The 14,164-nt window shown below is 68.5% G+C and carries 11 protein-coding genes and 4 tRNA genes; 10 read left to right on the top strand and 5 right to left on the bottom strand.

What is annotated here, in order from left to right:
• Positions 1-74: 74 nt before the first annotated feature.
• From ACWDOP_RS09770 to ACWDOP_RS09760, 3 genes are all read right to left on the bottom strand, one after another.
• The gene (locus ACWDOP_RS09770; protein ID WP_456344728.1) at positions 75-4,976 is read right to left on the bottom strand and encodes a molybdopterin-dependent oxidoreductase; all 4,902 of its coding nucleotides are present in this window, start codon (positions 4,974-4,976) and stop codon (positions 75-77) included.
• 186 nt (positions 4,977-5,162) lie between these two features.
• Positions 5,163-5,876, bottom strand: coding sequence for a demethylmenaquinone methyltransferase (locus ACWDOP_RS09765; RefSeq protein ID WP_354991700.1), 714 nt, complete (start codon positions 5,874-5,876; stop codon positions 5,163-5,165).
• A gap of 79 nt (positions 5,877-5,955) precedes the next feature.
• Positions 5,956-6,450, bottom strand: a complete 495-nt coding sequence (locus ACWDOP_RS09760) for a DUF3592 domain-containing protein (protein ID WP_456344727.1) — start codon at positions 6,448-6,450, stop codon at positions 5,956-5,958.
• Between the two features lie 39 nt (positions 6,451-6,489).
• Between ACWDOP_RS09760 and ACWDOP_RS09755 the strand changes: the two genes are divergently transcribed.
• Complete coding sequence (locus ACWDOP_RS09755) at positions 6,490-6,993, top strand: DUF2505 domain-containing protein (RefSeq protein WP_456344726.1); 504 nt, start codon at positions 6,490-6,492, stop codon at positions 6,991-6,993.
• A gap of 75 nt (positions 6,994-7,068) precedes the next feature.
• On the opposite strand, the gene ACWDOP_RS09750 is transcribed toward ACWDOP_RS09755, so the two are convergent.
• Positions 7,069-8,343: a geranylgeranyl reductase family protein gene (locus ACWDOP_RS09750; RefSeq protein WP_454201598.1), complete on the bottom strand. Its 1,275-nt coding sequence runs from the start codon at positions 8,341-8,343 to the stop codon at positions 7,069-7,071.
• 354 nt (positions 8,344-8,697) lie between these two features.
• Here ACWDOP_RS09750 and ACWDOP_RS09745 point away from each other — a divergent pair, with 354 nt between their 5' ends.
• Both ACWDOP_RS09745 and htpX read left to right on the top strand, forming a co-directional pair.
• Positions 8,698-9,720, top strand: a complete 1,023-nt coding sequence (locus ACWDOP_RS09745; RefSeq protein ID WP_456344725.1) for a polyprenyl synthetase family protein — start codon at positions 8,698-8,700, stop codon at positions 9,718-9,720.
• An 81-nt stretch (positions 9,721-9,801) separates the two neighbouring features.
• Positions 9,802-10,698: a zinc metalloprotease HtpX gene (gene htpX / locus ACWDOP_RS09740; protein WP_454201600.1), complete on the top strand. Its 897-nt coding sequence runs from the start codon at positions 9,802-9,804 to the stop codon at positions 10,696-10,698.
• A gap of 60 nt (positions 10,699-10,758) precedes the next feature.
• Here htpX and ACWDOP_RS09735 read toward each other — a convergent pair whose 3' ends face one another.
• Positions 10,759-11,250 carry a YajQ family cyclic di-GMP-binding protein gene (locus tag ACWDOP_RS09735; RefSeq protein WP_354987572.1) on the bottom strand — a complete coding sequence of 164 codons (492 nt, stop codon included), beginning with the start codon at positions 11,248-11,250 and terminating at the stop codon, positions 10,759-10,761.
• 141 nt (positions 11,251-11,391) lie between these two features.
• Here ACWDOP_RS09735 and ACWDOP_RS09730 point away from each other — a divergent pair.
• The 7 genes from ACWDOP_RS09730 (at position 11,392) to secE (ending at position 14,107) form a co-directional block, all read left to right on the top strand.
• Positions 11,392-11,477, top strand: a tRNA-Tyr gene (locus tag ACWDOP_RS09730).
• A 296-nt stretch (positions 11,478-11,773) separates the two neighbouring features.
• Positions 11,774-11,846, top strand: a tRNA-Thr gene (locus tag ACWDOP_RS09725).
• Between the two features lie 78 nt (positions 11,847-11,924).
• Positions 11,925-11,997: transfer RNA gene (locus ACWDOP_RS09720), tRNA-Met, on the top strand.
• Positions 11,998-12,028: 31 nt separating this feature from the next.
• Positions 12,029-12,199, top strand: a complete 171-nt coding sequence (gene rpmG / locus ACWDOP_RS09715) for a 50S ribosomal protein L33 (protein WP_029925945.1) — start codon at positions 12,029-12,031, stop codon at positions 12,197-12,199.
• 189 nt (positions 12,200-12,388) lie between these two features.
• Positions 12,389-13,435, top strand: a complete 1,047-nt coding sequence (locus tag ACWDOP_RS09710) for a fused (3R)-hydroxyacyl-ACP dehydratase subunits HadA/HadB (protein WP_456344835.1) — start codon at positions 12,389-12,391, stop codon at positions 13,433-13,435.
• Between the two features lie 192 nt (positions 13,436-13,627).
• A tRNA-Trp gene (locus ACWDOP_RS09705) sits at positions 13,628-13,700 on the top strand.
• 32 nt (positions 13,701-13,732) lie between these two features.
• Positions 13,733-14,107 carry a preprotein translocase subunit SecE gene (secE, locus tag ACWDOP_RS09700; protein WP_454201601.1) on the top strand — a complete coding sequence of 125 codons (375 nt, stop codon included), beginning with the start codon at positions 13,733-13,735 and terminating at the stop codon, positions 14,105-14,107.
• Positions 14,108-14,164: the final 57 nt, after the last annotated feature.

Here is a 14,164-nt window from a genome sequence, read left to right as displayed (position 1 = left end):
GTCCGGCCGAGCGGTGCTCGCCGCGACGAGCAGATCATGGCCCGTCGCGGGCGCGGCAATCGAGACGGCGCGGTTCAGTACACGTCGCGGACGTAGCGCTTCTCGGCCACCAGCTGCTTCTTGAAGGCCAACGCGCCCTCCTCGCTGAGCTTTCCGTGGATACGGGCGATGCGCAGCAGCGTGTCGTCCACGTCCTTGGCCATGCGGGCGGCATCGCCGCAGACGTAGAAGTGCCCGCCCTCGCGCAGCCACGCCCACAGCTCGGCGCCGTGCTCGACCATGCGGTGCTGCACGTAGACCCGCTCGCGCTGATCCCGCGAGAAGGCCAGGTCCAGGCGGGTCAGGAAGCCCGAGCGGAACATGTCCTCGAGCTCGGCGCGGTAGTAGAAGTTGTCCTTGGCGTGCTGATCGCCGAAGAACAGCCAGTTGCGGCCCTTGCACCCCAGCGCCATGCGCTCCTGCAGGAAGCCGCGGAACGGCGCGATACCGGTGCCCGGGCCGACCATGATCATCGGCGCGTTCGGGTCCAGCGGCGGCCGGAAATGCGGTGCGCGCTGCAGGAAGATCGGCACGCCCGCGTCGGCGCGATCGGCCAGGAAGCTCGAGCACACCCCGCCGCGCCGGGCCGCCGACCCGATCGCGAGCGGATCACCGTAGCGCACGACGCCGACCGTGAGCTGCACCTCCTCGGGACTCACCAGGGGGCTGGAGGAGATCGAATACTGCCGGGGCTGCAGCTTTTTCAGCGTTCCGAGCCACTCCACCAGGTCGGCGCGGACCGGGAAGTCGCGCAGGACGTCGACCGCCTGCCGATCCCACAGGTACCCGTCGAGCTCGTTGCGGTTGTCGCGGCGCAGCAGCTTGGCCAGCCGGTGGCTCGAATTGCGCTCGGCCACGAAGGAGAGCAGGTCGTTGCTGACCTTGGTGATGTCGTACCGGGTGCGCAGCGCTTCGGCGAGGGTGGATTCCCCGTCGTCGAGCTCGACGGCCCGCCGCCCGTCCAGCCCGGTGACCTCGAGCCATTCCTCCACCAGCGCATCGCAATTGGCGGGCCGGATACCCAGCGAGTCGCCGACCTCGTAGCTCGCGCCCAGCCCACTCAGGTCGAACCCGAACTGCCGCACCTCTTTTCCGGAGCCCGGCCGCGACAGCACCTCGTTGCGCACCAGCTTGCTCAGCACGGGCGAGTTACGGGTGAACTGCGCGGGCGCCAGGGTCGACACCGAGCCGCGAGCGCCGCGGGTGGTCACGCCGGAGCCGCCGGTCGCCTGGCCCATGGGTGAATTGCCTTGTGCGGGAACGTAGTTCGTGCCACTGCTGGATCCGGTGCCGAGTGGCCCGGTCGGGTACGGCATCCGTCCGTAGCGGCCGCCGCCGAAGGTGCCGCTCGGCCCCGGGCCGCTCGGGCCGAAGCCCGCCGGGCCGGCACCGCCGGACCGGCCGCCGCCCGCACCGGAGTAATCCGCACCGCCCATCGGCGAGCGGTTCGCGCCGAACCCGGCCCCGCCCGCGCGGTCGGGATCGCCGGTCGCGAACCCCGTCGCACCGGCGTCACCGGGACCACCCGCCGTGCCGGGACCGCCCTCGGCGCCCGGCCGGGACCCGCCGTCGCCGTGTGCGTTCCCGCCCGACGCGCTCGCCAACAGCACCGCGGTGATCTCCGCGATCCACCCCTCGGAGGCATCGTCGTGGTCGGGCTCGCTGTCGACGCGGGGGAGCAGCCGCGTCGCGCCGCGCCGGTCGAGCAGTTCGTCGAGCTTGCGGCCGTGTCCGCAGAAGTCGTCGTAGGAGGAGTCGCCGAGCGCGAAGACCGCGTAGCGCACGCCGGTCAGCCGGATCGCGCTGTCGCTGAGCCGCTCCCAGAAGTCGGTGCCGTTGTCCGGCGGCCCGCCGTCGCCGAAGGTACTGCTGACCACGAGCACGTCGCCGGTCAGGTCGGTCAGTTCGGCCGAGTCCATGTCCAGGAGCCGAGGCGTGAGCCCGCTGTCCGCGAGCCGGGTGGCGACGGTCGCGGCCAGCTCCTCGGCCGTTCCGGTCTGCGAGGCCCAGAGGATGGTCACCGTGCGCACGGGTGCGGCCGCCCCGAAACCCGCATCCCCTTGGTCCGACCCACCGTGCTCCGACCCGCTCGACTGCACTGAGTAATCGCTACCCGAGTTCGACAGTGCGGCACCCGAAAAACCCTGCGCACCACGGGAGTACATACCGGCGAGCAGTCCGTCGATCCACGCGCGGCTGCCCCGCGACACCGGCGCGGTCTCGGGCAGCACCGGCACCCCGGCCACCGGCAGCGTCTGCAACGCCGCCAGATATCCGCCCACGTAGATGCGCTCGACCTCGCTCAACATCGGCGCGGTGGCTCCCTCCAGCCCGAGCATGATCGACAAAGGATGCATCCCGCCCTCCTGTCCCGGTGCCGCCCCGAACGAACCGCCCACGGCGCCGGACGAATTGCCCGCGAAGCCTCCGGGGCCGCTCGCAATCCCGTTCGGACTGCTGGAGGATCCGTTCGGACCTCCTGCCACTCCGTTCGGACTGCCCCCGGCGTTGCCCGAAACCTGTGCGGCATCGAGGCCATGCGCGAATCCGCTTGGACCGCCGGAAGTTCCTTCCGGACCTCCTGGAACTCCGTTCGGCCCGTTGAAGACTCCGTTCGGACCTCCATCGGCACCCTGCGCGGCGGTGTGGAACTCTCGTGCGCCGCCGGTGGAATCTCCCGCGACGCCGCGTGCACGGGAGTCGGCCCCATTCGGCCCCGCCGCGCTGTCCGGCGCCTGCGGCGTCGCGGCCGACATCGCCGCGACCTTGCGCAGGCGCACCGCGCACGCCTTGAACTCCGGCTGGAGCGAGGCCGGGTCGACGGCGTCGTTGGTGACGGCGTTGATGGTCAGGTACTCCCCGTGCTCGTCGTTCCAGTGGAACGGCGCGAAGCACGAGCCGGGCAGGACGCGGTCGCTGACCCGCACCGGCAGCACCGCGCGGCCCCGGCGCGAGGTGATCTCGAGCTGATCCCCGGCGCGCACGTCCAGGGCGGCGGCATCCTCGGGATGCACCTCCACGAACGGCGCGCCGTTGAGCTTGAGCAGCTTGCCGACCTTTCCGGTCTTGGTCATCGTGTGCCACTGATGTTGCAGGCGGCCGGTATTGAGCACGAACGGGTGGTCGGCGTCCGGCATCTCGGCGGGCAGCAGGTGCGGGCGCGGCCAGAACACGGCCCGGCGGGACGGGGTCGCGAAGGCCAGTTCCGGGGTGTTTCCGTCCGCGTCGGTGAACAGGGTCTGGCTGACGCCGTCGTTGCGATAGCGAATGGGATTGCGGCGCCGCGCCGGATCGGGGCACGGCCACTGCATGGGCCCCTCGGCCAGCGCCTCGTAGCTGATGCCGCGCAGGTCGTAGCCGGTCGCCGGGTTGGCGAACCGCCGGATCTCCTCGAAGATCTCGGCGCTGGAGGCGTAGTCGAATCCGGGGAAACCCATGGCGGTGGCGACCTGGGCGATGAGCTGCCAGTCCGGGCGCGCCGCGCCCGCCGGCGGTACCGACTGCCGCAGCAGCGTGAGGGTGCGCTCCGAATTCACCATGACCGCATCGGATTCCGCCCACAGCGTGGCGGGCAGCAGCACGTCCGCGTAGGCGTTGGTCGCGGTGTCGGTGTACACGTCCTGCGCGATGACGAGTTCGGCCGCCTCCAGGCCCGCGATCACGTTCTTTCGATTGGCCACCGTGGCAACGGGATTGGAGCAGATGATCCAGCACGCCTTGATGTCGCCGTCGGCCAGGCCGCGGAACATCTCGATGGTTCCGGGCCCGCCGGCGTCGCGCAGGGCGCCGGGTTCGAGGTCCCAGGCGTTCTCCACGAACGCCCGGTCCGCCGCCGCCAGCACGCTGCGCTGACCCGGCAATCCCGGTCCCATGTACCCCATTTCGCGCCCGCCCATGGCGTTCGGCTGCCCGGTGAGCGAGAACGGCCCGCTGCCGGTGCGCGCGATGGCGCCGGTGGCCAGGTGCAGATTGCAGATGGCGTTGGTGGCCCAGGTGCCGTGCGTGGACTGGTTGATTCCCATGGTCCACAACGACATCCACTCGCCCGCGGCGCCGATCATGGCGGCGGCGGTGCGGATATCGGCCTCGGGCACCCCGGTGATGGCCGCGACCAGGTCGGGGGCGTACCCGGCCAGGAACTCCGGCATCGCCTCCCAGCCCTCGGTGTGCGCGGCGATGAATTCGCGGTCGATGGCGCCGTTCTCGACGAGCAGGTGCAGCAGCCCGTTCAGCAGCGCCAGATCCGTTCCCGGCTTGACCTGCAGGAACAGATCGGCGCGGGCGGCGGTGTCGGTGCGCCGCGGATCCACCACGATGAGCTTGGCGCCGGCCTTGAGCCGATCGGCCATGCGCAGGAACAGGATCGGGTGGCAGTCTGCCATGTTCGCGCCGATCACGAAGAACAGGTCCGCGTGGTCGAGATCGTCGTAGGAGCCGGGCGGGCCGTCCGCGCCCAGGGACTGTTTGTAGCCGGTGGCGGCGCTGGCCATGCAGAGCCGCGAATTGGCCTCCATGTGCACGGTGCGCACGTGCCCCTTGGCGAGTTTGGTCGCCAGGTACTGGGCTTCCAGGGACATCTGCCCGGAGACGTAAAACGACACCGCGTCCGGACCGTGCGTGTCCAGGATCACGCGCAGCCGATCGGCGGCCTCGCGCACGGCCGCGTCGACCTCGACCGGCACGGGCGCGCCGCCGCGCTCGGGCCGCAGGTGGGCGGTGGTCATCCGGCCGTCGGCCCGCATGAGCTCGGCATGCGTCGAGCCCTTGGTGCACAGCCGCCCGGCGTTGACCGGGTGCAGCTTGTCTCCGCTGACCTTGGCGATGACGGGCGCGCCCGCGGCGTCGGGCCGGGTCTGCACGGTGATGCCGCAGCCGACGCCGCAGTACGAGCACGCGGTCCGGGTGCTCGTGGCGGGCGGCGTCGTGGGCTCGGGCATGCCTTCGAGTGTCGCGAGCCCCGATTGCGGTGGATTTACCGGACGTTATCGGCAGATCACAAATTTCCGCACAGCGCTCCGGCACGGCGGTGAGGAGCTGGAAACCCGCTGTGACATGCGTCTCCGCCGGTGTCACGCGGGCCGGTTGCTGCTACCCGGTAGCCGCCGGGCGGTAGCCGGGGCGGCTCAGCCGAGTTTGTACCCGCGGTGCAGCGCCACCGCGCCGCCGCTGAGATTGCGCCATTTCACCTGGGACCAGCCCGCGTCGGCGATGCGCAGCGCGAGCTGCGACTGCGTCGGCCAGGCCCGGATCGACTCGGCCAGGTACACGTACGCGTCGGGATTGCTGGAGACCCGCTTGGCGACCGCGGGCAGCGCCTTCATCAGGTACTCCATGTAGATCGTCCGGAACGGCCCGAACGTCGGGGTCGAGAACTCGGCCACCACCAGTCGCCCGCCGGGCTTGGTCACGCGCAGCATCTCGCGCAGCGCCAGATCGGGATCCGCGACATTGCGCAGACCGTACGAGATGGTGACCGCGTCGAAGGACTCGTCCGCGAACGGCAGCGCCATGGCGTCCCCGGCGACCATCGGCACATTGCGGAAGCGGCCCGCCGCGAGCATGCCCTGGGAGAAGTCGGCGGCCACGCACCAGGCGCCGGACTTGCTGAGCTCCAGGGTCGAAACACCGGTGCCCGCCGCCAGATCCAGCAGGCGCTCGCCCGGCCGCAGCGCCAGCGCCTTGCGCGTCGCCCATCGCCAGTAGCGGTCCTGACCGCCGGAGATCACCGTGTTGGTGAGGTCGTACCGCTTCGCGACCCCGTCGAACATCGACGCGACCTCGTGCGGCTGCTTGTCCAACGAGGCCCGAACCGATTCCCGCCGCTCTGTTTTCGCCACCCTCGCACCCTAGCCGTCGCGGTGGCGGCGCGCGGCAGCCGTCCGCGCGGTGGCGGCGTCCGGGCGGTGGCGGGTGTGTTCAGGCGTCGGCGCGGCGGCGGGTGAGCCGGCGATAGCGCCCGCCGATGGTCGCGATCCACTGCGCGGGCGGTGATCCCAGCGCCCACAGCAGGGGCAGCGCCAGCGCCCACGTCACCACGATCACCGACAGCGCCGGGATGACCGCGACACGCGCGTCGCGACCCGCCACCCGGACCAGGTCCGGATCACTGCGCTGATACTCCACATTGATGCGTTCGCCCTTGGTGAGCTTGGTCGGGTAGAGCACGCCCAGCTTCGGATTGTGCGTCACCCCATCGGGTGTGACGAAGCTGATCGCCGACCGCAGGCGCCCGGCCTCGATGACTTCGCCGCTGGTCACGCCCCTGTCGGAGCCGATGAGGTGATCGTTGCGCCAGGCCGCCAGCACCAGCAGCACCGACAGCACGCTCACGGCGATCGCGAGGATCACCACCACCTTGCGGGCACGTCGCAGCCGGGTAGCGCGGCTATCAGACTGGCTGGTTTCCGACACTTCACCAGGCTATTCCATGGCCGGACTACCCTTGCCGCCATGTCCCGTAAATTCAGCTTCACCGTGCAGTACAGCGTTCCGGTAGAAGAGCTTCACCGGGCACTGACCAACGACGAGATGTGGCACTCGCGATTCGCCGGCGCCGCCACCGCCACCCTGGAGCTGACCCACCCGGACGGCCCCGGCACCATCACCATCCGCATGACCGAGAAGGCGCCCGAGGACAAGATCCCCGGCCTGGTCAAGAAGGTGCTCAAGAGCGACCTGGTGCTCGAGCGCACCGACACCTGGGGCCCGCTGGAGGGCGACATCGCCAAGGGCACCTTCGCCGGGGCCTCCGGCGGCATCACCACCGAAATGGCGGGCACGTTCGAATTGCGCCCCACCGCCGAAGGTTCCGAGATCGAGGCGGCGGGCACCATCGACGTCAAGGTCCCGCTGGTCGGCGGCGCCATCGAACCGCTGGTGGAGAGCCTGCTCGAGCGCGTCATGAACAGTGAGCGCAAGTCCGTCGAGGAATGGTTCGCCGCGCAGAACGCGTGAGCCCTATCCCTGATTGATCGATAACCGCCCGCATCCCGTGGACGTGGTCGCCCACGTCCACGGGACGATTAACACTCAGGAGAACGGCGCGAGCTTGTCCAGGCGCATGGACGCGCGGCCCGCGCCCCGCCACAGCTTGGCCGTCAGATCCAGATCCTCGTCGGTGACGAGGTTGCCCATGACGCGAACCGCGGTGCGCTGCAAGAGCTTCGACCGCATCATCGGGGGACCGCCGAGCGGCACCGTGCGCGGGTGGGTGGCCAGGGCGGCCAGCCGCCGCGCCACCGAATAGGTGCGGCCGTACCTGGCGCGCAACAGCTCCGGCCAGATCGTGGTGAGATCGGGCTCGTCGAGCAGGTCGGCCAGCATGTGCCCGCCCTCGAGGCCGTAGTCGATGCCCTCGCCGTTCAGCGGATTCACACAGCCCGCGGCATCGCCGACCAGGGCCCAGTTGCGCCCGGCGACATGGGATACGGCGCCGCCCATGGGCAGCAGCGCCGAAGCCACCGCGCGCGCTTCGCCTTCGAAGCCCCACTCCGCGCGGCGTTCGGAAACATAGTGCTGCAGCAGCGGTTTCAGGGCGATGTGCGAGGGCCTGCGTTCGGTCGCCAGCGACCCGACGCCGATGTTGACCTCGCCGTTGCCGAGCGGGAAGACCCAGCCGTAGCCCGGCACCAGCGCGCCGTCGGCGTCGCGCAGTTCCAGATGCGAGGTGATCCAGGGATCGTCGCTGCGCTCGGATTTGATGTAGGCGCGCGCCGCGGTGCCGTACGCGTACTCGCGATGCCAGGTGCGCCCCAGCAGCTTTCCGACCGGCGAGCGCACGCCGTCGGCCACCACCAGCACCCGGCAGGACACCGCCCGCAGCCCCGCGTCGGTCTTGATGCTCACCCCGGTGACACGGTCGCCGTCCCGCGCGACCTCCACGACCTTGGCCCCGTCGACCATGCGGGCGCCGGACTTCACGGCGGTCTCGCGCAGCTTGTCGTCGAGTTCGGTTCGCGGAACCGCGCTTCCGTACCGCGGGAAGGAGCCGTCCGGCCACGGCAGCAGCGCCTCGCGCCCGAAGCCCGCCATGCGCAGTCCGCGATTGACCGTGTGCGTGCGCACCCAGTCCCCGAGCCCCAGATGCTCGAGCTCGGCGGTGGCCCGCGGCGTCAGCCCGTCCCCGCACGTCTTGTCACGCGGGAACACCGCCGAATCCGTCAGCAGCACATCGCGTCCGGCCCGCGCGGCCCACGCCGCGGCCGCCGATCCCGCCGGCCCTGCCCCCACGACCAGCACATCCGCGTGCGCGGGCAGCAAATCCGAGTCATGCCCCGGCACGGGGGCGGCATCCGGTGAACCCATGCCGCCCATACTCGCAGCACCCGCCGAGCGCTGTCGACGCGGATATCCGTCACAGGCCACCCGCCCATAAACCCCCGCCCATGGATCCTCGCCCCGTGGTTCGCGGCCCGCCCGGTTCTGGACTGAGTGGAGCGGGGGAGCGAAGCGGAGGAGCGGAGGGAGGGAAGAACCGGGTTACGAGGGCCGCGAACAGCCGGAGCGAAGCGGAGACAAATAAACACCGCGAAACGCCGTGGCGGAGCGGACGCCGAAAACACTGTTGGTTCCGTCCCACTACGGTGGTGTTCATTGGGGGGTTGGTGGCCACACGCTAGGTTCTTTGGCGTGGGGTCGGACGCGGCACTGGGAGATGAAATGAGCGCATCGGCTGTGAGCGATGAGAGCACGGTGGTGGCGGGGGTGGATCTCGTCGATCCCGAGCTCGCGGCGACGGTGAAGAAGGGCCTCGAAGAAGTCGAGGACCTGCTGATCACCGAGCTGTCCGACGGCGAGGACTTCCTGCAGGAGGCCGCGCTGCACCTGGCCAAGGCCGGCGGCAAGCGTTTCCGGCCGCTGTTCACCATCCTCACCGGCCAGCTGGGACCCAACCCCGCCAGCCCGGACCTGATCACCGCGGGCACGGTCGTCGAACTCGTGCACCTGGCCACCCTCTACCACGACGACGTCATGGACGAGGCCCCCATGCGGCGCGGGGCGCCCAGCGTCAACTCCCGCTGGGGTAACAGCGTCGCCATCCTGGCCGGGGACTACCTGTTCGCGCACGCCTCGCGCCTGGTCTCCACGCTCGGCCCGGACGCGGTGCGCATCATCGCCGAGACCTTCGCCGAACTGGTCACCGGCCAGATGCGGGAAACCATCGGCGCCAAGCAGTCTCAGGATCCGGTCGAGCACTACCTGCGCGTGGTGTGGGAGAAGACCGGGTCGCTGATCGCCGCCTCCGGTCGTTTCGGCGGCACCTTCTCCGGCGCGGACCTCGATCACGTCGAGCGCCTGGCGCGGCTCGGCGACGCGGTCGGCACCGCCTTCCAGATCTCCGACGACATCATCGACATCTCCTCGGTGTCCGAGCAGTCCGGCAAGACCCCGGGCACCGACCTGCGCGAGGGCGTGCACACCCTGCCCGTGCTCTACGCCCTGCGTGACGAGGGCAGCGAGGGCGATCGCCTGCGCAAACTGCTGGCACGCCCGCTGGAGACCGACGGCGAGGTGGAGGAGGCCCTGGACCTGCTGTCCCGGTCGCGCGGCATGGTGCTGGCCAAGGAGAAGCTGCAGGGCTACGCCGACATCGCGCACGCCGAACTGTCGGCACTGCCCGGCGGCCCGGCGAACGAGGCCCTCGAGCGCCTGGTCCGTTACACGATCGAGCGGGTCGGCTGAGCGGGGAACTCCGGCCCTGCTTGTATCGTTGACCTGGTGTAATACGGCGAAACGGGGGTCCGGACGCGCGGAGAGGCGGCTATGCACGGTCACGGTGTTGCTAATGGCGTGAAGACGTTCGGCCTGCTGGTGGGCATGTCCGCCCTGATCGTCTTCGCGGGCGCGATGTTCCGCAATCCGACGATTCTGTGGCTGTCGGTGGCGCTGGCGGTCGCCATGAACGCCTACGCCTATTTCAACAGCGACAAACTGGCGCTCAAGGCCATGCACGCGCAACCGGTGAGCGAACTCGAAGCGCCGGTCATGTATCGGATCGTGCGCGAATTGGCCACGACGGCAAGGCAACCCATGCCGCGGCTGTACATCAGCCCCACCAATGCCCCCAACGCGTTCGCCACCGGCCGCAATCCCCGGCACGCCGCGGTGTGCTGCACCACCGGCATTCTGCAGATCCTGGACGAACGCGAATTGCGGGCGGTCCTGGGCCACGAACTCTCGCACGTGTACAACCGCGACATTCTGATCTCGTCGGTGGCCGGCACTCTGGCCGCGGTCATCTCGGGTCTGGCCAATCTCGCGTTCTTCGCGAGCGCGTTCGGCGGCAATCGCAACGGCGGTTCGAATGTCATTGGCGTGCTGCTGGTTTCGCTACTCGGGCCGATCGCGGCGACGCTGATCAAACTCGCCGTGTCGCGATCGCGCGAATATCAGGCCGACGCCGACGGCGCGGCCCTCACCGGTGATCCGCTGGCGCTGGCGTCGGCGCTGCGCAAGCTCGAACGCGGGGTGGAAGCCGCCCCGCTGCCCGCCGAACCGCAGCTCACCGCCCAGTCGCACCTGATGATCGCCAATCCCTTCCGCGCCGGCGACCGCATGGCGCGCTGGTTCTCCACGCACCCGCCGATGGCCGAGCGCATCGAGCGGCTGGAGGACATGGCGGGCGGCCCGGACGCCGCGCGCGGCCCCCGCGAGTACTGACACGCGAAAAGGGTCCGCGGGCGACTGCCCGCGGACCCAGGTAAACCCCGGTCGACGCTTTTACCGGTAATTCACGAATTGCAGCGCGACCTCGAAATCGCTGTTCTTCAACAGCGAGATGATCGCCTGCAGATCGTCGCGGCTCTTGCTGCTGACGCGCAGTTCCTCGCCCTGAATCTGCGCCTTGGCGCCCTTGGGACCCTCGTCGCGAATCTTCTTCGCGATCTTCTTGGCGTTCTCGGTGCTGATGCCCTGCACCAGGGTGCCTGTGATTTTGTACACCTTGCCCGAGGCCTGCGGATCGCCGGCGTCGAACGCCTTCATGGAGATGTCGCGGCGAATCAGCTTCTCCTTGAACACATCCAGCGCCGCCTTGACGCGGTCCTCGGAGTCCGCGGTGAGGATGATCTTCTCCTCACCCGACCATTCGATGCTCGCGTTGACTCCGCGGAAGTCGTACCGCGTGGCCAGCTCCTTGGCCGCGATGTTCAACGCGTTGTCCACCTCCTGACGGTCGATCTTGCTGACAACATCGAACGACGAATCGGCCACGCCTGTGCTCCTGTCCGAGATCGGAAGTTTGGGGACTTGCTCGCCGAAGGTAGTCCGTCCGACACCGCGTTAGCCAGCCGGTTTGCATTCGAGGCGGGGGTTCGATGTATTCTCGTCACCGCGCTGCAAGGCGTAACCCAAGGCAGATTGCCCGAGCGGCCAATGGGAGCGGACTGTAAATCCGTCGGCGAAAGCCTACGTAGGTTCGAATCCTACATCTGCCACCAGAGAACCCCCCGTGACTCCCGCAGTCACGGGGGGTTCTTTGTGTATCCAACCCCGGCGGGTATAGCCGATCCCCCGGTGGTTCGCGGCCGTCTCGTTCTGGACTGAGTGGAGCGGAGGAGCGAAGCGGGGGAGCGGAGGGAGGGAAGAACGAGACCTCCGGGCCGCGAACCCCGCCGGAGCGGAGCGGAGGCAGAAAATACAGCTCTGACCACACGGTTTGTGGTCTACCCGAAGTGTTGTGTAATCTCGTTCAAGTCTTCAGCGCCCCGGCGAAAAGCCGGAGCCGAGCAGACATGCCCCCTTAGCTCAGTCGGCAGAGCGTTTCCATGGTAAGGAAAAGGTCAACGGTTCGATTCCGTTAGGGGGCTCGCCGGATTGCCGGTGGTGACCGACTCGGCATCCAGTTCGATGGACCGGGCTGAGTCTTCCGCCGCGAATCCTCGCATGGCGGTGTAGCTCAGTTGGTAGAGCAAACGACTCATAATCGTTGTGTCGCCGGTTCAAGTCCGGCCATCGCTACCCATACTGATAAACGGAAAGAGGGCGCATCGTGGCCGCGAAGTCCACTGATATCCGGCCGAAGATCACCTTGGCCTGTGAGCAGTGCAAGCACCGCAACTACATCACCAAGAAGAACCGGCGTAACGACCCGGATCGTCTGGAACTCAAGAAGTTCTGCCCGAACTGCGGTACCCACCGGGCCCACCGCGAGTCTCGCTAACTCAACCCCGCGCGCGTTCTACCGCGTGGAAGAAGTGCCGGATCGGCGTCGCTGCTTCGTCCCCCATACAAAGGGACAGTGGCACACCGTCCGGCACTTGGTGTATATACCGGTGGTTCAGCGCTCCGCCCGATCCCCGACGGGATCAGATAGGGACTTCCTGCCGTGACGATTGACACCGAGGTCGACATGACCGAACTCAGCGAGGCCTTCGACCCCGCTACGCACGCCGCCTCCATGGTCGGCCACCACTACCGCGTGGAGGACTACTACGAGGTCGGCCGCGAGAAGGTGCGTGAGTACGCCCGCGCCGTGCAGGACTACCACCCGGTGCACTGGGACGAGGACGCCGCCCGGGAGCACGGCTACGACGGCTTGGTCGCCCCGCTCAGTTTCATCTCCCTGGTCGGAATCCTGGCCCAGCGCAAGCTCTTCGAGCAGATCGTCACCGGCTACGACCTGAGCCAGATCATGCAGACCGATCAGATCCTGGAGTTCCACCGGCCCATCAAGGCAGGCGACCAGTTGACCTGCATCGTCTACCTGCACTCGTTCCGGCAGGCCTTCGGCGGCGACATCATCGTCACCAAGAACGACGTCGTCGCGCAGAACGACGAACTGGTGCTCACCACCTACACCACCCTCATCGGCCGCAGCGGCGGTGACATCGATCCCAATATCGGTGACGCCGTGCGCAACGTGCTCATGCACGGCGTCGGCCCGGACGACGGCCCGGCGGGCGTGCGCGCCTCGGCCGAGATCAGCGCTCAGCCGGAGCCGTTCGTCGCCACCGGACAGGTGGTCGCGGGCAAGCACGCCCTGCGCTTCGAGGACGTCGCCGCCGGCGATCTGCTGCCGACCCGCGTGGTCCGCCTGACCCGCGGCGATCTGGTGAACTACGCCGGCGTCTCCGGCGATGCCAACCCGATCCACTGGAGCGACGACGTCGTGAAGATGGTCGGCCTGGAAAACGTTGTCGCACACGGCATGCTGACCATGGGCCTGGGTGGCGGCTTCGTCACCTCGTGGCTGCGCGACCCGGGCGCGGTCAAGGAATACAACGTGCGCTTCACCAGCCCGGTGTACGTGCCCGCCGACCGCGCCGCGGAGATCGAATACACCGGCAAGGTCAAGTCGGTGGATCCGGAAACCCGCACCGCCGTGGTGGCCATCGTCGCCAAGTCCGAGGGCCGCAAGATCTTCGGCCGCGCCACCGCAACGGTGCAGCTCGGCTGAGGAAGGGCGTCGACCCCCGATTGGCGATTGCTGCGTGAGGTAACGTAGACTCGGGAATCTGGGGTCACCAGCCGATGCGCGCTGCTCCGAGGAGCGGCGCGTATGTTGTGTGAAGGCCCGGAAATGACAATTGAATAAGTACTGTGGAGGAACAAGCGGAGTCCGGCAGCGGACTGCCCTGCGTTCCACCGAAGGGGCGTAGCTCAATTGGCAGAGCAGCGGTCTCCAAAACCGCAGGTTGCAGGTTCAAGTCCTGTCGCCCCTGCCCTATTGCCAAGCTGACGAGAGAGGATCGACGTGAGCGACGAGCGGGACACTCGCCACGAAGATGGCGATGACACCGCCGCGGTGGCTCGTCCGAGCGGAAAGCGTTCCGCCCGGCGGACTCGGACCGCGACGTCGTCAACGGCATCGGTCGCGACTATCGATCGGCCTTCGGCCAAGGCCACCAAGGATTCCGGCAAAGCCGGTGGCGGTGCGGGCAATCCGTTCAAGCGCCTGGTGAAGTTCCTGAAGGAAGTCATCTCGGAACTGCGCAAGGTCATTTGGCCGAACCGCAAGCAGATGGTCACCTACACGACCGTTGTTCTGGTGTTCGTGGTTTTCATGGTCGCGTTCATCTACGGGATGGATATCGCGTTCATCAAGGGCGTCGACTGGCTGTTCGGCTAGCGGCACCCTTCCGCGTTGGCCGTCGGCGCCGGGTGACCGGCCCCCGAGCAGAGGCGG

This window comes from Nocardia sp. NPDC003693 (genome assembly GCF_053981095.1).
The sequence above is the reverse complement of the archived record's forward strand: the minus strand, read 5'-3'. Positions and strand labels throughout refer to the sequence as shown.